Source organism: Paenibacillus sp. FSL H8-0280 (assembly GCF_045040665.1).
GTDB lineage: Bacteria > Bacillota > Bacilli > Paenibacillales > Paenibacillaceae > Paenibacillus > Paenibacillus xylanexedens_A.
This window is the reverse complement of record NZ_CP150296.1, coordinates 1,251,473-1,270,764: the sequence shown is the minus strand read 5'-3', so window position 1 is coordinate 1,270,764 and position 19,292 is coordinate 1,251,473. Positions and strand designations below refer to the sequence as shown.

Genomic DNA, 19,292 nt, shown 5'->3' with positions numbered 1-19,292 from the left:
AATAAATATCCTTAGCATTCATAGAACGGTCTGTCTTCACATTGTGGAGATGGGCCTTTTTTCATCCATTACATTAAGCAAATGCCACAGCACCCTTTTTAGAATAGATAAATAGTCCCTTTATTCCCTGAAATAAGTATACGCTCGAAATTTATTATGCTAAGATTTAGGAGTTTCCAAAATTTGAATCTACATTTAGAAAGGAAGTCAGCATGAAAAAGCTAGTTATCATCATGTTCCTCTTGTCATCTCTCATCGCAGGCTCTACAGCTGCCAGTGCCAAAGGTTCCACCTTCAAGGATGTCACCCAAAACAAACACTCTTGGGCTATCGAATCCATTGAATTTATGAGTAAGAAGGGAATAATCAAAGGTTACCAAAATGGCACATTTAAACCCGATAATAGTGTGACCAAAGCAGAATTCATCACGATGTTTTCACAGTTATTTAATAAATACATAACGAACGATGACATGCCAACTCGAAAGTTTAAAGATGTTCCTGCTAGTCACTGGGCTTACAGTTCCACATCCAAAGCACTCTCACAGTTTACATATTCAACATATGCCATTAAGAAGGGAAACAACTACTTCTATCCTGATAACAAGCTCACTCGTATCGGAGTAGTAAACCTGCTACCTGTCTTATACGATGAGATTGATGACAGTCAGGAAGTCTACGACATTCTACACACGATGAAGGATATCCCCAAACGCGAGTATAGTGATGAACATTTGAAAGATGGACGCTTTAACTATGAAGTTGATGGGACCAATAAGGTCTACCCGTTACTTTTTGAAGGACTGGAACTTAGTGATGATCACTCAGCTTTGGTTGGTAGCAGTCTCGCAGCCTTACAAAAGAAAGGTATAATGACAGCAAATGAAGGCCTGTTTAATCCCAGAAAAACAATAACAAGAGCAGAAGCAGCAACTATTCTTCACAGGTTATATCTCGATTTACAAGCAGATGGTACACTTAAAAAATATTCAAGCAAATAGAACTTAAAAACACTCTGTATCCAGTCTACAACATGGGATACAGAGTGTTTTATTTTAACGAGTGTGTACTATGATTCAAACGTCGTTCGTTCCGGGAACTTTCCGCCTTCCCTGAATAAACATCGTACCAGTCGCTGCGCGGCTCGGTTAAAGAAAAAACTCGGGCTTACCCCATCCACCTGGACAGGTTCCAGTTCCCTCACACTTTCCTTGATCTTATTCATCTCAATGAGCCCCATCTTACGCTCATTCGGTCCGAATCGATAAATAACCTTCTCATCGTCCTCCGTCTGTTTCACCAGCAGAATTACGGATGCCATACAGGTTACCCCCTATCGTTACGTTATGAGATTGCATCAATCACTTGCCTACTTTAATTATTACCCAGATTCTAGGGGAAGGATATAGGACTTAAGTTAGTTATAGCTAAATTAAATATCCTGATATAAAGATTCTCCGAAATGAGTCGTTGGGCTTACTAACACCCTGCTCACGCTATCCTTATGGATAGTCACTGTCATGAAAGTGCGTACTGCACAAGTCGTTTTTCTCCGTTTATACTAACCTTATCTTGAATTCCAAAGGAGAGAAACTTATGACTACAGCTCAAATATATAGCCACGGTGTGACCTGGGAAGAAGCATTTAGCGTTGCTCAGGGATACAGCATTAACGGTACGATCTACATTGCAGGACAATTTTCGCATAATATGCAGGGGACGTTTATTGGTGTCGATGATATTGAAGCACAAGTCCGCCAGACACTAGATAACTTGGATCGCGTGCTCGCAGGATTTAACGTGACCAAGTCGAACATTGCTGAACTGGAGATTTTTTTGGTTCACCCGCAGGAGCATCTTGAGCCATGTGTTGCCGTGTATAAAGAGTACATTGGTACGCATCGTCCAGCTGTTACGATGGTTGGGACATCCGGACTCGCCTTCCCTCATCAACTGATTGAGATTCGCGCCGTTGCTCATACCGACTAACTGATCCAGGTCATCTTAAAAGTTACAGCACCACGCACACAAGCATGATAAGGAACTTGCTTTAACGAAGTTCATACGCCACATAAAAAAGCAGGTTGGGATTAGGTCCCAACCTGCTTTTTTATAATCTCTTAATCTTATTCTTTCACCTTCACTGTCAGCGTATTACCAGATGAAGTGAGGGATGCCCCAAGCCCTTCTACCAAAACTCTGAGGGGAATGTACGTCGTTCCCTTAATTTCTTTGGGTGCTGCCTGTAGGGTGACTTCTTTCCCGTTAACCTTCACCTTTTTACTGCCCAAGGTAAAGATTAGCTTGTACTTGTCTTTGGTAATGGTAATGGTTTGAGTCTTACTGTCCCAAGACGTTTTGGCTTTCATTGCTTTGGCCATCTCACGCAGGGGTACGAGATTTGTGTTATTCATTACAATAGGAGATTCAGTGAAAATAACCTTGGAACCATTCACCTTCACCTGAACAGCAGACTTGATATATTCTGGTTTAGGAGTGGCTTTCTTTTGGGTTGCAGTTGAAGACTTGTTACTTTTCTTGGTACTTCCTGAACTGGATGAACTTGAAGAGGAAGATTTGGAACTCGAAGAAGAACCTCCGTTGTGATAATGATATTCCCCTTGTTTCAGCCCCCATTTTGCACAGTTGGTTCGACAGGTATGTCCCCCATTTGCATCTGTTCTTCCCGGATGGGCAGACGCAACAGTAGCAAAAATCATAAAAATGGCAAGCAAACTGCTTATTACTTTGATACGCATACGGATAACCTCCAGCAATTAGTTTAGCCAGAGTATCATACCATAATTACCCATACAATATAGGTGAATAACAAAATTTATTTTCATATAACAGTTTACAAACGCGGGTCTACTCGCTCTGACTCCAGAGATAACGTTGCCAGCACGCATTCATGAATTCGTTCCACTGGCTCTCTGCGTATAAAGCGCTCAATCCCCTCCATGCCCAATGCACTCTCCATTAAGGCGTGACGTTCTTTTTTGGACGTTTTGCGTTTACGAAGTCGGGACAGATTCTCGGGTGCCAGGTAATCCATACCATAGATGATGTGCAAATATGCACGTCCTCGTACTTTTATCGCAGGCTGGATGATTTTGTTGCTATTCCAGGCGCGGAATGTTTCGGGTTTGATCACAATTCCCTCATGTCCTTCCGCCGTAATCTCATCCCACCAACGAATGACATCCGCTTCATCTGCCTCACTTGCGATCACGCGATATTCCGTCTCCATCATCAAGTTTGATATCCGGGCAAACTCACGGTTTTGTTCCATGTGCCATTCATGCGTTTGCTCCCAAAATGCTCCTGAGCTATGTGCCAGTGTGTGGAACGGCGCAATCCGAATATCTCCGATATCATCCACATCCCAGCAGTATTTCTGGAATACATCGCGAAATGTCTCCGCATTAGCGAGTTTACTTACCGTCTCCTGCAACCACTCCTCTACATTACGACCTGCCGCTTCAGCTTCGCGCAGTTTGTCCAGCACCGTAGAGCGATCCATCATGGAGGCTTCGGCCACGTGTGCATATTGTGAAGCAATCAGCTCACGCGCCTTCAGATTCCAAGGTACAATCTCCGCATCGAGCAGTACGAACTCCGTCTGATGACGATCAAAATAACCATCTGCGGTCAAGTCCCCATGTAATCTGGAGAGCACATCCTGCTCTGTCGAAGGGTCAAAAAAGGATCGGCCCGTCCGGGTCACAATGTTCCCCAGCATCGGTCGGCCCACTCGCTGCCCCGCAGCTTGCTCATCGCGGAAAAGAAGCAAGATGGCCCGGCTGCCCATGTGTTTCTTCTCGGCAACCATATGGGTAACGCCCTGTGAGCGATAATACTGGAACGCATCCTGTGGATGCTCCAGATACCCCTCTACAGAACAGACACCCGGGGGCGGACTCATCGTAGGCGGGATGTAGAGCAGTTCTTCCAGCGGCACAGTATAATGGGAAAACGTATCAATCGCCGTCTTCGCCACCTCACCGTGCACAGACACGTCGAGTTTGGATGCTGTCTGAACCGTGAAACCCTCCTTGAACTTACGTATGTTTGGCGGAGCAAAGCGCCGCTGTTCCCAGCGCTTTAATGGACTATCCGGATCTCCAGCATAATCCTGCTTCGCCGGAACACTGACTGCCTCACGTTCTGGCATTCGCCAAGCAGTGAGCATGCCACCAAAAACGACACCTTGATCAATGTTAACCGTATCATTCACAATCGTAGGATATGGACGGGGATCATGTCCCCAGACGATGCATTCACCCGAATTGTGATCCACATACCAATCCTTGCGCACTGGCCGACCCTGCTCATCCGTACCTTCCACATCGCCATACCGGCAGTAATCCTGAATACGTTTGGACTGTTTTCCGATAAAATGATCTCGTATCCCTGCGTGTGCCACAACCACCTGTCTTACCCCATTTCGGGAAAAGACCAGATGAGATGGTGCATCAAGCAGAAAGGTCCTAAGCTCTGCACGTACTCGCTTTGCTGTCTCTTGGCCGTGCTCCTGCTCAAACTGTAGCAGTTCCATCTCCACCCGTTCGTCACCATGACTCAGCGTAACGTCTCGACCATCCAGATAACGTGCGATCTTCCAGCCGTGATTACTGTCAATCATGTAGGCGAGCTCGGCGGTACAATGACGTTGCCAGAACAACAGACATTGTAACGATTCTGGCCCACGGCTCGTTACGTCACCAACGGAGACCAATTTGCGTCCTTCAGGGTGACGGTACAGGCCACTTCCGTCCTTGTCCACATATCCGAGGCGCACGATTAATTCCATCATTTCATCATAACAACCGTGAATATCTCCGATGATATCAATACCTGTACCCATGTCAGTCACCAGCGGATTGCATGTGCGGACAAACGTAATCTCATCTGGCCGCTTCAGCACATAACTGGCATCAAAGCCATCCTCACGGATCGAGCGTAATGTGCGCTTGAACTGCTGCACCTGTTGTTTCACCCGTTGACGGCCACGCGGATACTCCCGCTGGGCATCACGTTCCAGTAGTTCTTTTTCCGGAATATCCAACACGACAGCAATCACAGGCACATGAGTCTTTCTCGCCACCTGAATTAGGCGCTGGCGATCCTCGGGATACAGATGTGTCGCATCCACCCAGGTCAGCTTGTTCAGGCGGCAGCGGGTTGCCAGCATCGCCTCCATCGCTTCAAATGCTTTTGCCGATACTTGCTGATACTCCGCATAGATCACATCCGCTTCACTGCGGGGACGGTGTTTCCAATCCACATACTCATCATCTCCAACCAGCATGCGGAATTGATCGGATGAGACGGCTTCCGTGCGGCGAATGACGCTTTCTGCAACAAGACGATCCAATAACGTACTTTTGCCACTGTTGGACGGGCCGACAAGAACGACAATGCCTGCGTTGGGTAGATGAATCTCACGCTGTCTTTCCTCCGTCCCACTTTCCCTATCCTGCTGCCCTCTGCCTACATCCGAGATTTCATTCGGTCTTACTATTCTCCTCATGATTGGCTCTCCTTTCTCCGCTCAAAAATGACCAGTTGGGTAGGTTGTCCATAGCTCTCTACATGCTCACCGATACCCTTAATTTCATAGCCATACTTCCCGTGCTGCGTCCATTCCTCACACCGGGAAGCCAGCTCCGCACGAGTCCACTCAAAGCGATGATCATGGTGACGGAAACTTTCCTCCTCCATTGCATACACTTCGTTATATTCCTTGTTTGGTGTAGTGACCAGCAGCACTTCTGGCTGATAATCATTCATGATCGTATCCATAATTCCGTTCAGACGATATTCCTCGATATGCTCAACCACTTCGCACAGAATCATAACGTCCTGGTTTTGCATCTGCTCGTCAAAATAAAACAGTGAACCGATGATCGGCTCCGGCATAGCCACCACTCCTGAACGTCCCTCCAGCTTAGCAAAGCGCTCCATGGCCCGGAGCCGCGACTGACCGGAAGGTTCAACGGCCAGAATTGCCTCCACTCCAGGAATGTAGGATAAGCGAGCGGACAGCTTGCCTTCACCCGCTCCCATATCCACAATGCGCCGTTTGACTGGCAACGCTGCAACCACATCCGTAATCGCACGATAACGCAACTCGTTTAACCGCACAGGAGGTTCAGATTGCCCGCCATCTCCTCCAGCTGTACCTGTATCTACATCAGCAATCTTTGCATCACCATCTTCTATCTCTGTATCTGCATCTGTACCTTCACCTGGACCTCTAGAATCTGCATTCAGTTGCTTCTCATCGCTATCGGACTCGGACCCCAGGTACTCTTGTTCTCCTTCTTCCTGATGCCCTGCTTTATTCTCCTGAATAATCGCTTCCGAGGTGTGGCCTATTCCTCTCTCCTGTCCAAAGGACACAGTCAAAGCACCCTCTTGACGCTCATACTGCCGAATCAGTTCGGTAAAACGTAGCGTACGCTTCACTATGAGTTCTTTCAGTGGATGAGCATCCAGCCACCCTTCACCATAACGTTTGATTTTATCGATCTCATCTTCACTGATGAAATAATGTTTGTAATTATCCAGCACTGGAATCAGTAGAAAAAGCTGACGCAGTGCATGTTGTACCGTGTTACGTCCACGCAGGATGATATGGCGAACCGTGCTTTTATTTTTCAGATCAAATGAATACGATAGTTCTCCACGTTCCACCGAAACTGCGTATCCTAATGGCGAGAATAGTTCCTCAACAACCCGATCCGGCAGGTCGGAAGCCACTGGGCCAAAGGTCAGTTCCAACTCGAAAGCATGACCTACCCATTGCACATAGTCTTCCTTGGGCTTACCATTTAGGGCCGTCCCTAGACCCCCACGTATGTAAGAGCAGAACAAGCTGCTGGTCACAAACTCACGATCATTGATATATTGCGTTATGTCATACCCGTCCGGTGTACCTCTGACCAGATCCACAGGATCAGGCTCGGCATGAATCAGCACTTCTGTTTCGGTCTCTGTAGCCGTGGTGTACACCATTCTTACACGCACACCTTTGTCTACGCGGTCATATATATTCAGCGGATTCTTCGCTAACAGATGGGATACAACCCCCGCGTCAGCACCGCTTGCTTTCAAGATCAGATGCATCAGTTCTCCTCCTTATATATGAAAAATGTTGTCACGCACTAGATAGTGTCTTCAAACCTGCTGAAAGCCAAGGCGTACTTAAACGTCCCGGAGCCAGAGCAGCACAAGTGCATGAATGGAGCGCTAACGAATCGCCGGCGTCTTATTTCATGATGAGAAGCACCCTCGGAAACCTAACAAACCCCAGTCACGCTATATGGAGATAAACCGCCTTTTTCTATCCTTTTATCCGACTTTTTCGGGCAATAACGTGTCCCATGTTTCTTACATTTTAACAAGGCATCCTGGAGGGCACTTAAGACATCCTGTGTTCCTTAGAACATACTCTCCCTAGCAATTGCAATTCGTCACAATCAGCCAGCCGACCTGGACTTTAAAACGTTCGGGATGCGGACATTCATCATCGAATCGCTCGCCTGGGTGAGAAGAAACGCCCTAATTGTTCCCCCATACCTCTTGCAATGCAAAACGGAAAATCCGGTCCAATTCTTCAAATTGAATAATCTGCTCATTCTCCATCTGGCCAGCCAGTCGTTCAAAATGCTCGATCTTCTCCGCCAAAAAAGCTTGTATTGCTGGCAACTGCGGCTCCAGATCCAGTTCCTCGCCCGCCTTTTTCCGGCGCAGCAATTCATGAATCTCCGTATACAGCGATGTATTCGCTGGTACAAGTTCTTGCACCAGCTCTTCAAATGCCATCGGTGGCATTGCATCATAACGTTCGATCCAGCCACAAGCCAGTAAGGGGCGAAGAACATAGAAATACTTTTTGATCCTCACCTGGTCCCCTTGTAAATAATCGCGGAAGTTCCCCTTTGCCATATTCAGATAATGATACATGCAGGACTTGGGCGAGAAGGTCAAAGGCGACAGTGCACGGATATGCTGTGCCACACTATACTGTTCATCATACTGAATGGGGGATTGCAGCCACTCCAGCAGTGGTGGATTTGATTTGCGAAACAGCTTCAACGCTTTGCGCAGATCCCAACCATTGATATCGAGCTGGTCACTAATTGGACGTTCGATCACATCCCTTTTATCCTCAATCGACAAGTACCATTCCAGTGGTCTTACATACAAAAAACGCACATCATAATCACTGTCCTGGGAAGGAAATCCCCACGCTCGACTGCCCGATTCACAGGCATAGATGATTCGTACCTGCTCCTCCTGTTCAATCTGCTTCAGCTGTTGTCTAATCGTATCTCTCATTTCTTCATGAATGTAGGTCATGGTCAGCCACCTCCAAATTCCCTCAATTAAATCTCTATCTCTCTCACCCGGTTCGCGAGTGTATCATATCCTGCCACAGTCTCGGCAATATACGTCAATACCGTTTCACTCCAACCGTAGATGTAAAAGGTTTTGCCATCCCGTGGCGGTACCATTGCCTGCTGATAAGGTGCTATATCCACAATAAATGCCTTCAACTCCGGATTCATCATCCGGCGATATCGCTCAAGCTCGGCATATAACGGGCTGCCTTCATTCTGCTGTTCATCGGTGATCATAATGATCTGATCCACTTTTTCTCCGATATCCCGAAGTTCCCGCACTGGTCGACCCGTGTCTGTTCCACCTTGTGCGCGAATACGGTGAGCTTGGGAAAGAATGCTCTCATCCATCTTGGGACGAGCATCCTCAACCATATGGTCGAATAACCAGAACAGCGCGTTACCTCGTGTTTGTTTATAAAGCGCCAGTGCCAGCACCGAACCAATCCGTAAATAATCCCCTTGCATGGAACCGGAACGATCCAAGAAAATGGCGGTTCTTCCCGGCAGTGTTGGCAGGTTGCCAATGGATAGCTCCACCGCTTGTCGCAAAGCATCCCGCAGCTCTTCCCTCGCAATCATTTCATATGCACTGGCAAATCGGAAAGGCAATATGCGCGATTTACGCAGGGCTTCTGCATCCGTTAGACGACGTGTAACATAATCGATATTTTTCGATTTTTCAAAAACTCCCGCACGATCCATTGCATTCAGATGGCGCAGCAACGCAAAAATCGGCATCTGTGACATTAACGCCTCCCACACCGTACGTGTCGGTTGCATGATCGAGGTGACCACCGAATACGGCAGTTTACCTTTCTCGATCAGATGCATCCGACTTGCCGGGTTTGGGGTAGCTTTCAGCTTTTCCAGCGCCTGCAACTGCGGAAGTTGCGTAAGATCCACCTCATGCCCGCGCAAATAACGGAATAAGGCTTGCTGCTTCAGATCTATCGGCTTGGGATGTGCTGTAGCGATCATATCGCCAAGATTATATCCACGCCCGCGTCCGTTGTATTTGATCGCCCAGTATTCGCTGATCCCGTTCAAAAAGAGACTCACCTGACGCTTCACCGCTCGGCCGCCCTGCCCCCGACCCAATCCTCTCAGAATCGTCAGAAAATCGGCCAAGTCAGCCGGTGTCTGTACCACCTTGGAGAATACCTTCGCAAACTGATCCGGGTCCACTTTTGACAGCAGTGCTAGCCCGTATAGAGGCTGTAACCGCATCAAACCTTCATTACGAGCATAGACCAGCGCCCGCGCCATAAACCCCGCATCGACCTCAGCCATCTCCTGATGACTGACCATCGCATCGTCCATCAGTTGCTGTGTATCTGCATAAAACGTATTGTTCAATGTATTGGTCATCAACATCTGTATATATTGTTCCTCCACCAATCGCTCATAGGCTCCATAACCCCCATGATTACGTGTCGTTGGCTGAGGCTGATTAAATAATTGTTTCGCTCTGCTCATCACTCATGACCTCCCGGTGTGAGTCTATTTACTGATATTCCATAATAAAATGTTCCGAGGAAAAAGGTGGGAAGGTATAATACCCGCTCTACCGCTGAGCTACACCGCCATGTACGGCGGCGATTGGATTCGAACCAACGACCTGGTCGATTAACAGTCGAAGTAACCCTCCCTGGCGCCTCGGAACCTTGATCCGCAGAGTTTGTTGCTGCCCCGCTTCACAACCTTATTATGCCTCACACATCTGCACGCGAACATGGCGAAAGTATGGCGACGAATCATTTTCTGAAATGGAGTCAACCTTCATAAGTTTAAAATGAAACCTTCCGCTCATCCTGCTACAATGAAGGGATAACAAGGAGTGAATGTTCATGGCAAGAGAGAGTTTTGACAAAGAAATTCAGTTCTTACGCATGTTATCCCTAACAAGCGGTGCGTATAACCGTAAACAGTATGCCGAGCGGCTTGGCATATCCGTACATACCTTTGATAAAACCAATCGCAGATTAAAAGAAATCATGCAGACCGTCGCCGGCCAACGCTCAGGTGCCGAAGCAAGCCGGGAAATGGCAGATCTCGTCCGCTTCCAATACGGGGAGTCGGCAGAGCCAATGCTGCTCTTTCTCTTCCGTGCCAAGTCGATGAAAGAGACTGAAGTTCAGCGACTTTCTGTTCTTTTGCATACCTTACAACATAAAGCCTTAACCGCAATGGAACTGCTGGACGCCTGCTGTGCTGATCTGCCGGAAGATCTGGCGTTACCTGACGAGAAAACCATTCGCTCCGACCTGAAGTATTTGGAAGAGGTTGGGGTTATTCGAAAAGAGCCGGGCGGCAGACCGTATCGATATGCTTTACAACAGGACGTCCTTACCGAATTAACGGTGGAGGAACAGCTGGAGTTGTATGATTTTGTGGATATGATGGCGAATACCCAAGTTCCTTCCGTACAGGGGTACTTATTGCGGGACAGTCTGAAGAAAGCCATTACGGCAAGTTTTCCGCAAGAAGAAGCGACCGAACCCTATATCTATAAGTATCACTATTATTCTCGTATCCTGGACGAAGCTCATCTCTACACGCTGCTTGGTGCGATTCGTCAGCGCAAACGTGTGCAGTTCCTATACTATTCACCGAAAAAACCATCCAGCTACAGTTCACAGAATACGAATCCACGTTTTGAACGGGAAGCAGATGGTCGATCCAACCGGATCGTGCCCCTTGAAGTGATCTATGACCATCAGTATGGTCGTTGGTATGTCATTGGATATCAGGGCCGCCGTGGCTTTGTGAAATTCCGCATGGAAGGCATAACCCAACTGGAGGAACAGGATACAGTCGAAGAGGAATACATGCTCGAGTTGAAGCAGCAATGGACTGACATCAGTCGGTACAGTTGGCTTGTAGATACGGGGAATACCGTGACGGTTCAAGCGCGATTTTTCCACCCGGAGCGTGGTCAGCGCAACTTCATTCTGGATCGAGTTCGTCTGCAAGGTCAATGGGGCAAGATCATACCCGAAACGGACCATACCTTTCTCTACGAAATCCAGGTCAACGGTACCACCGAGATCAAACCGTGGTTACGGAGTTTTGGCTCAAGCTGCGAAATCATCGCACCGCAGAGACTACGCCAGGAGATGATCAAGGAATGGAAGGAGATTGCGGAGTATTATGAACCTGTTCGAGAAGATGTTCAATTACCAGATGATGACCCGACTGAATGAAACCGGACTGTTCACCTGGACCTCACAGGAACGGGCCTGGCTTCGTATGATGCTGAATCACCCTACTGCGAGAGAAGCGCTGAGCCCTGTAACATTAGATAAAATGTACAATATGTTGAATAGTGAGCAGGACCTGAACCTTCAAGATTACCTGACTGAAAAAGCCAAAAGCGAAGAAAACAATGTCTCTCACCCACTACTTCGACAGTTACGGCTAATCATTTTGCATCATCAGGGATTTCGCATGACGGGTCGCGTCCGCAATGGACGCACAAGCCAGGATGAATTCGGCTTCCCGTATAAACTGGAGTATTCCATGGTCAAAAAAGAATGGTACGTGCTCTGGTATGCGCCTCGCTTCGACAAACTCATGTCAACCAAGCTGCACAGCATCGTTACCGTGGAAGCCCAACCGGTTGAACTGGATACCGCTTCGGGTTACACTGCCCGAATTGCTGCGATAACGGAGAAGCGTAAAACGACCATCACCATCGAGGTTCTGCCTGAGTTCAATCAGGAGTTATCCCGAATCCTCTATGCCTTCTCCTGCTTCGAGAAACAGGTGGAGTACCTGGAAGCCGAGCAGACATATCGGATTGAGCTGACCATTCCACGTAATGAGATGGATTATGTCTTATCCAAAATGCGTTTTCTCGGCAAACGGATTCGAATCGCTGACCACACGATGCTGCGGGAACGGATGTCCGAGACAGCTGCCAAGGCATTGGCCCGTTATGCAGAGACAGATCCTGATATGCATCCCAAACACTCCAATGAAGTTCAGCACCGCCAACGTGAGGAGGATTCTCTTGCGAAAGCCGATGGTCAATGATTTTGTAAGAGTGGGTTAACCATAACTATTGCTCAAAAGCCAAATCCATATCCATATCCATATCCATATCCATATCCATATCCATATCCATATCCATATCCATATCCATATCCATATACGAAAAAAAAGGTCTGGATGATCTCATCCAAACCTTTTTGCTATACATGCGCCTAAACTAGGTTCCACCACTGCTGGCAGCCGAGTTCCTTCTTTTGTTAATCGCGTGCACGCCCATGACCACTGCAATTAATTCATACGTGTCCAGTTGTTCCGACTGATTATCTAATACAAATGCCCCTGAACTAAACCAGCCGCTGGTACGACGGAAACTGGCCACGATGCGGCCACCACTGCCACTTATATCATATTCCTGCGAAAATGCTGGGGCAGACACATCATACGTACCGCGTGATCCTGCGTCATATTCATACTTTTTGCTAAAGAAACTGAACCTGGCCCGCAACACACCCAGAAGTCTCCCATCTGCTGCAGTGATATCCCAACGATTCGTTAACATGCGAAATTTGCCGCTACAGACTAATCCCGAGTTATCCGATACATCGAGCGAAGAACCAAAGACACTTTTCAAATCCAGATGACCTGCCTGTTCCTGGTTCGGATTCATAATCTCGGTGTAACCTGCGTTAAAAAAGTTATCCCTGAAGTATAGTTCCATAACGTTTCCTCCTTTCGCTTACATATCCTTTTGTTCTCTTTAACCTAATCTCGCATCGAGCACACAATATATCTATATATACGTATAATTAATGGTAGTGGATTCAAAAAGTGGATTATTACTGGATGTAAAAAAACGAGCAACCCTGGTTGCTCGCATCACGTTCAAGTTATCCTGTTATCAGACTTCGACTTTTTTGTTGTTCAGGTAAATGGTAGCCCACACCAAGATGACCGCCACAATGACTTCAAAAACAATGCTTCCCCACATGCCGTCCGACCATAATACGCCATTGGCTGTGATCGAGATCCCTGTACTTTCTTCCGTGTACCGGAACATTTCATTTGGACTAAAACGTCCTGTCGTAATGATATTTTCCAACCAGCCAAGCAGATTAACGAGGACAAAGAATGCAACGATTCCAATCCATGGCCCCGTTCTCCAACGGAAGCTGCCTGCAATCGAGATCGAAAGGAAGATAATGACGGTCATGAATACCATAACCCATGCGCTAAACAGCAACAAACTAATATAATCCGAAACATGCAGACCCGAAAGATCAATATTGGTAGCCATGTTCATTCGTAGCTTCATTGAGATATAGATGTAGGCATGAGTCGCGAATATAATGACTAACCCCAACCCGCAAAGGGCTCCAAAGATCAAGGGAGACAACACATGTGACAGGCCCGTTACGGGTAAAAGGCGGCGATTATATGATCGGATATTGGACGTGTATGTTTTGATCATTTTCACATAAATAGCCACACCTACTCCAACATAACCCATAATGCCAAGCACAATCCCTGTAACCTCAGACACGAAAAGGGAAAGCCCCACTTGAGCGATAATCAAAATAACTAGCCCCGCCAACAGTGTATTCCAGTTCCTTCTAAAGTCATACTTCAATAATGTCATCATTCCGCATAGACCTCCTTGAACATCTCATCCACACTTTTCCCATATTTCAGACGGAGCGTTTCCACTTCTTCTCGCATCACCAACTCACCCTCGCGAATAAAGACAACTTCATCAAAAATCCGTTCGATATCATTCACAAGATGCGTGGAGATGATCAGACTACTCTCTTCATCATAGAATTTGACGATCGCATCCAGAATCTTGCCTCGCGCAACCGGATCTACTCCGCCAATCGGTTCATCCAGCAAATACAGACGAGCCTTACGAGAAAGTGCCAGTGTTAGTTGTAGTCGTTCATTCATACCTTTCGAGAGATGCCGTACCCGGTCACTCTCGACAAGGTTCATGAAGTCCAGCATCTCCCGCGCCTTCTCCTCATCAAAATCAGCATAGAAATCGCGATAATACGCAATCGCATCCCGCACTCTCATCCACTTTTCGGTTAATGGACGATCCGGCATAAATGAAACCAACGCCTTCGTCTCCAGCCCAACAGGCTTACCTGTAACTTGAATCGTTCCGCTACTCGGATGCAACAAACCTGCAACCAGCTTCATGAGCGTACTTTTTCCACTACCGTTGCTACCCAGCAGACCTACGATTCGTCCTGGAGCAATATCCAATGTAATATTACTGAGCGCTTTCTTATTGCCATATGTCTTATTGATCTGGTTCAGTTCAAGGATGTTACTCATGCGTTGTTCCTCCCTTTCCTTCCGCAACGGCATCGGCTACGATGGATAAGATATCCTGCTCTTCGATCCCCAGTTCCTGCATTCCGGTCAGAAAGCGTTCCAGCAATTCACCGGCCATCTCTTTTTTGATCGTCATAATCTTCCGCTCCTCACTGGTCACATATCTGCCCAAGCCCCGTTTGGTTTCGACCACTTCTTCCCGCTCAAGCTCCTGAAATGTCCGTTGTACTGTATTTGGATTGATCTGTAGTTCAGCCGCCAGTTCACGAACCGAAGGAATTTTGTCACCTGCCTGAAGTGTCCCGGTTACAATCTGTCTCTTGATGTACTGCATGATCTGCAGATAGATTGGTAAATTGTTATCAAATTCTATAGTCACAAAGCTCTCGCTCCCCTCTGTACTTGTGTATTAGTTACATAGTACACTAGTGAAATAGTGTTGTAAAGCCCATTTGTTAAAATATATATTCGCTCAATTGAAGGGCAAGCTTCTGCTATCGATATCCATACAAAAAAAGAGCAGATCGTGAAGATCTGCTCTGTATAACTTTATTAATCGTATTGTTATCTATTTCACACGATATCTAAAGGTACCTTGCCTGTAGGCGCAGGGAATGCCTCATTCAACCGTGTCAGTTCCTCTGGTGTCAAAACGATGTTCACTGCTGCTGCATTGTCTGCCACATGATTCAGCTGTACCGCCTTGGGAATCGCCAGTATGTCTCCGTCTCTGATCACCCAGGCTAATGCGATCTGCGAAGTCGTAACTCCTCGACTCTGTGCAATCTCCTGAATGACCGGATGCTCCAACAATTCACTGCGAAGTCTGCCACCCTGTGCCAGTGGACAATACGCCATTACAGGAACGCTACGTTCCCGCATCCAGGGAAGCAGATCATGTTCAATACCACGTGAAGCTGCATGGTAGAGCACCTGATTCACCATGCACTGAGACCCCTCCGGCAGACTCCATAACTCCTGCATATCCCTTGTATCCAGATTCGATACACCCCAGCGAAGGATTTTACCGGATTGCTTCAATTGTTCCAATGCCTCAACCGTCTCTTCGAGTGGTACTCCTCCGCGCCAGTGAAGCAGATACAGATCCAGGCGATCTGTTCCTAAACGCTTAAGACTACGTTCACAGGCCGTAATCATCTGCTTGCGATCCGCATGATGGGGATATACTTTGGATACGAGAAAAACTTCATCACGATGGCCCGAGATGGCCTTTCCCGTAACAACCTCTGCCCCACCTTCTGCATACATCTCCGCCGTATCAATCACGGTCATTCCCTGTTCAATACCGGAACGCAGTGCACGCACTTCTTCTTGCTGACTGGATTGCTTCTCTCCCATGTTCCATGTGCCTTGTCCTATCGCAGGCAGGGCAGTTCCATCCGGAAGTAGAATCGTGCGTGTTTGATTACCATGCATCATCTATATTCCTCCATTCTGAAGACTTATGGACATTCTGACCTCTCTAACGACGATTATACGAATCATAAATCATGTTATCACTCACATGTCTCCAGTGGCTCATCATCATGATATACAATTGATCCAGTGGCACTGTGAGGCTACATTGGGCAACGCTGATGGTCGCATCGACCATATTGCTGTTGACCGTCATCAATTTGCGTTTCATCCCGTTCTGGCGATCCAGAAAGGCTTTCTCGTCCCGCAATTTGACCCCGATCATTTTCTGTCCCATCAATTCATACATAAAAATATTCTCAACGTCTTTCCAGGCCACTGCTCCTCCTGCGGTATAAGAAGATGCATCCACAAACCCCTCCTCATCGATTACAAAAGAAGGTTCCTTCTTAATCATCTTTACCAGACTGTAACAGAAACATAGCCCGAAAAACAAAATGGATAGAAGTCCAATCACATCCGAAAGGATGGAATCATTCGTAACTGAAGAACGATCAAAAATTAAAAAAAATCCGGCTGCCACAAAAAGTGCTGCCCCTGCCGTGAGCCACGCCATTCGTTTCCGGTTTGGATATTCCACATGCTGCTCATAGGATGTGCTCAACGTGACGTTCCTCCTCCATTGTGACTGAATCATACGAGTTCTATATAAACGAATGGCTATGAACCAATTACCTGAATGTAGAACAGGAATTGCATTGTACATTAAACCAAATTAACCAATGTTAAACATTGAATTAAGACCATTTTTCGTCATTTCTGCGCTTATTCAACATTAGGATTCGTCATCCTTCGAGGAAATCCTTTTAACACACCTATATGAATTGAACAAAGAATGTTTGCACTGACCACTCCGATGACAGAACAACCTTCCGATCGCTGTTATAAAAGTCTCCCCTCCCATCCTTAGTCATATTGTCCTGTCCCTTGCTTTCCGTTAATATAAATGGAAAGGTTAGGAAATTAACCAATTCTAATTCATGGTGGGAGGACAAACAATGATGAGTCAGCGCGGCATAACATCGGAAGATCTTTATCAAATTACATGGGTTAATGATCCAACTCCGTCCCCTAATGGCGGACAACTTGTATATGTAAGCCGGAAAACGAATGAAGCACGTGACGGTTATTGTTCTCACCTGAGACTGCTGCATCTGGGAAGTCAAAAGGACAGGCCCTTTACCTCTGGTGAGAAGGATCTTTCCCCTGCCTGGTCGCCCGATGGGTCTCAGCTTGCCTTTTTAAGAGAGGTTGATGGGAAATCCCAAGTGTGGATCATCGCAACAGATGGCGGAGAAGCACGGCAAATCAGTCACCTGAAACATGGTGTCAGTTCCCTGCTCTGGTCACCGGATGGTCATACTTTGCTTGTGAAATCATCCGTGGATATGAGCGGAGATGAAGAATCAGAACATACAGATCCTGTAGACGATAAACCCAAACTGCTGCAAGAACATGTTGTAGACCGGATTCGCATGAAATCAGATGCCAGTGGATTATGGAACGGTCGACGTTCCCACCTCTTCGCTCTCGCACCGATCGATGCGGAAGCAATTCCTGTAACTACAGGTCATTATGACGTTGGAGATTACGCTTGGTCCCCGGACGGAACATCCATCGCTTGGATCGCACAGATGCCCCAAGAAGGCGAGAACCATAACGATTACACCCTAACCAATCACATTTACCTTGCCAAGGCAGACGGATCAGATGTGCAGCAGATAACTCCGGAAGGATATACGTTCAGCCGACTGACTTTCGCACCGGATGGAAAATCCTTGGCACTGCTCGCCAGTGACCGTTCCTATGGAAATGCCACACTTGTGAAGTTGTACACCCTTCCTATATCAGGTGGTGAACCTGTATGTCTGAGCACGGATTGGGACGTGCAACTCAATCACAGCATTGTTGGCGACATGCGATCACATCTGACAACCACGGGGCCTGTATTCAGTCGGGATGGTTCATCCATCCTCTGTCTAGCGACCATCCATGGTAGTGTACGCATCACCAAATTCGCACGAGACGGCAGCAGTGCCGACTATATATGTCCTGACGAACGGGAGATTTATCAATTTGCCGAGTTGGAAAACGGGCAGATCGTTGCCGCTGTTGCCGATACACAAAATCCTGGCGATCTCTATATGTATGAACAACCGGAAGATCCCGGGGTAGAACCGATTCAGCTCACCCGCAGCAACCCACAGCTTGAGGATGAGATCCATCTCAGTACACCTGAGACCTTCTGGTTTAATTCCTCAGATGGCCTGCGGCTGCAAGGATGGATCATGAAACCTCATGGCATGGTCGACGGGGTCAAAATCCCGACCATTCTGGAGATTCATGGCGGCCCGCACATGATGTATGGTTTTACATTTATGCACGAGTTCCAGATTCTCGCCGCACAAGGCTACGCTGTTGTATACATTAATCCACGCGGTGGCCTCGGATACGGGCAGCAATTTGTAGACGCCTGTCGAGGAGATTACGGTGGTGGCGATTATCGCGATCTCATGGAGAGCGTGGATTATGCCCTGTCTCAATATGAGTTTATTGATGAATCCAGATTGGGCGTAACTGGAGGCAGTTATGGTGGCTTCATGACCAACTGGATTGTTGGACATACGGATCGCTTCAAGGCCGCTGTTACCCAGCGTTCCATCTCTAACTGGCTATCGTTCTACGGCGTAAGTGACATTGGATATTTCTTCACGGAAGACCAGATTGGCGGTAACGCGTGGGATGACACGGAAAAACTATGGAAACATTCCCCGCTCGCTTATGTTGGCAACGTGAGTACTCCGCTGCTCATTTTGCATGGCGAACAGGATCTGCGGTGTCCAATTGAACAGGCCGAGCAATTGTTCATTGCATTGAAACGCCGTAAACAGACCACTCGTCTAGTTCGTTTCCCAAGTGCCAACCACGAGTTATCTCGTGGGGGTCATCCTCACTTGAGGGTACGCCGTCTGGAGCATATTGCCGGATGGTTTAACGAGTACCTGTAACGGACTAATATTTAGACTATTATTTCAGAGTATAGAACCCGATAGGGATTCAACCTTAAAAGCCGTCCAATGAAATCTGTTATGATTTCAACGGACGGCTTTGGCTGTT

Annotated in this window: 17 protein-coding genes; 5 read left to right on the top strand and 12 right to left on the bottom strand. The window is 47.2% G+C overall.

All coding sequences use genetic code 11. The features are described from left to right. The first annotated feature begins 212 nt into the window (after positions 1-212). A complete protein-coding gene (locus tag MHI12_RS05620) occupies positions 213-1,001 on the top strand; it encodes an S-layer homology domain-containing protein (protein WP_047841869.1) in 789 nt (262 codons plus the stop codon). Between the two features lie 68 nt (positions 1,002-1,069). Here the strand turns inward: MHI12_RS05620 and MHI12_RS05615 are convergent, their stop codons facing one another. Continuing rightward, positions 1,070-1,321: a hypothetical protein gene (locus MHI12_RS05615; RefSeq protein WP_047841868.1), complete on the bottom strand. Its 252-nt coding sequence runs from the start codon at positions 1,319-1,321 to the stop codon at positions 1,070-1,072. A gap of 275 nt (positions 1,322-1,596) precedes the next feature. Between MHI12_RS05615 and MHI12_RS05610 the strand changes: the two genes are divergently transcribed. Next, positions 1,597-1,989, top strand: a complete 393-nt coding sequence (locus MHI12_RS05610) for a RidA family protein (RefSeq protein ID WP_405171810.1) — start codon at positions 1,597-1,599, stop codon at positions 1,987-1,989. A gap of 137 nt (positions 1,990-2,126) precedes the next feature. Here MHI12_RS05610 and MHI12_RS05605 read toward each other — a convergent pair whose 3' ends face one another. The 5 genes from MHI12_RS05605 to MHI12_RS05585 form a co-directional block, all read right to left on the bottom strand. Next, positions 2,127-2,759, bottom strand: coding sequence for a copper amine oxidase N-terminal domain-containing protein (locus MHI12_RS05605; protein WP_405171809.1), 633 nt, complete (start codon positions 2,757-2,759; stop codon positions 2,127-2,129). A 95-nt stretch (positions 2,760-2,854) separates the two neighbouring features. Further along, complete coding sequence (locus MHI12_RS05600; RefSeq protein WP_405171808.1) at positions 2,855-5,533, bottom strand: polynucleotide kinase-phosphatase; 2,679 nt, start codon at positions 5,531-5,533, stop codon at positions 2,855-2,857. Continuing rightward, entirely contained in the window at positions 5,530-7,131 is a 1,602-nt protein-coding gene (locus tag MHI12_RS05595; protein ID WP_405171807.1) for a 3' terminal RNA ribose 2'-O-methyltransferase Hen1, read from the bottom strand. Before MHI12_RS05595 ends, MHI12_RS05600 begins: the two co-directional genes overlap by 4 nt. A 435-nt stretch (positions 7,132-7,566) precedes the next feature. Next, positions 7,567-8,367, bottom strand: coding sequence for a nucleotidyltransferase domain-containing protein (locus MHI12_RS05590; protein WP_405171806.1), 801 nt, complete (start codon positions 8,365-8,367; stop codon positions 7,567-7,569). A gap of 26 nt (positions 8,368-8,393) precedes the next feature. Beyond that, a complete protein-coding gene (locus MHI12_RS05585) occupies positions 8,394-9,887 on the bottom strand; it encodes a TROVE domain-containing protein (RefSeq protein ID WP_405171805.1) in 1,494 nt (497 codons plus the stop codon). A 371-nt stretch (positions 9,888-10,258) separates the two neighbouring features. On the opposite strand from MHI12_RS05585, the gene MHI12_RS05580 reads away from it, so the two are divergent. Together MHI12_RS05580 and MHI12_RS05575 are read left to right on the top strand one after the other, a co-directional pair. Then, positions 10,259-11,614, top strand: a complete 1,356-nt coding sequence (locus tag MHI12_RS05580; protein ID WP_405171804.1) for a helix-turn-helix transcriptional regulator — start codon at positions 10,259-10,261, stop codon at positions 11,612-11,614. Next, on the top strand, positions 11,562-12,446 hold the full coding sequence (locus MHI12_RS05575; protein WP_341006361.1) for a WYL domain-containing protein: 885 nt from the start codon (positions 11,562-11,564) through the stop codon (positions 12,444-12,446). Before MHI12_RS05580 ends, MHI12_RS05575 begins: the two co-directional genes overlap by 53 nt. A gap of 175 nt (positions 12,447-12,621) precedes the next feature. Here MHI12_RS05575 and MHI12_RS05570 read toward each other — a convergent pair whose 3' ends face one another. The 6 genes from MHI12_RS05570 to MHI12_RS05545 form a co-directional block, all read right to left on the bottom strand. After that, positions 12,622-13,122 (bottom strand): hypothetical protein, encoded by a 501-nt coding sequence (locus MHI12_RS05570; protein WP_405171803.1) that lies wholly within the window; start codon positions 13,120-13,122, stop codon positions 12,622-12,624. Positions 13,123-13,302: 180 nt separating this feature from the next. Further along, on the bottom strand, positions 13,303-14,043 hold the full coding sequence (locus MHI12_RS05565; RefSeq protein ID WP_036606429.1) for a hypothetical protein: 741 nt from the start codon (positions 14,041-14,043) through the stop codon (positions 13,303-13,305). Then, positions 14,040-14,738 carry an ABC transporter ATP-binding protein gene (locus MHI12_RS05560; protein WP_340389302.1) on the bottom strand — a complete coding sequence of 233 codons (699 nt, stop codon included), beginning with the start codon at positions 14,736-14,738 and terminating at the stop codon, positions 14,040-14,042. The genes MHI12_RS05565 and MHI12_RS05560 overlap by 4 nt, the downstream gene beginning before the upstream one ends. After that, on the bottom strand, positions 14,731-15,117 hold the full coding sequence (locus MHI12_RS05555; protein ID WP_036606428.1) for a GntR family transcriptional regulator: 387 nt from the start codon (positions 15,115-15,117) through the stop codon (positions 14,731-14,733). The genes MHI12_RS05560 and MHI12_RS05555 overlap by 8 nt, the downstream gene beginning before the upstream one ends. A gap of 194 nt (positions 15,118-15,311) precedes the next feature. Further along, complete coding sequence (locus MHI12_RS05550; protein WP_405172940.1) at positions 15,312-16,175, bottom strand: aldo/keto reductase; 864 nt, start codon at positions 16,173-16,175, stop codon at positions 15,312-15,314. Between the two features lie 46 nt (positions 16,176-16,221). Then, the gene (locus tag MHI12_RS05545; RefSeq protein ID WP_405171802.1) at positions 16,222-16,779 is read right to left on the bottom strand and encodes an STM3941 family protein; all 558 of its coding nucleotides are present in this window, start codon (positions 16,777-16,779) and stop codon (positions 16,222-16,224) included. Between the two features lie 394 nt (positions 16,780-17,173). Between MHI12_RS05545 and MHI12_RS05540 the strand changes: the two genes are divergently transcribed. After that, on the top strand, positions 17,174-19,183 hold the full coding sequence (locus MHI12_RS05540) for a prolyl oligopeptidase family serine peptidase (protein WP_405171801.1): 2,010 nt from the start codon (positions 17,174-17,176) through the stop codon (positions 19,181-19,183). The last annotated feature ends 109 nt before the right edge of the window (positions 19,184-19,292 follow it).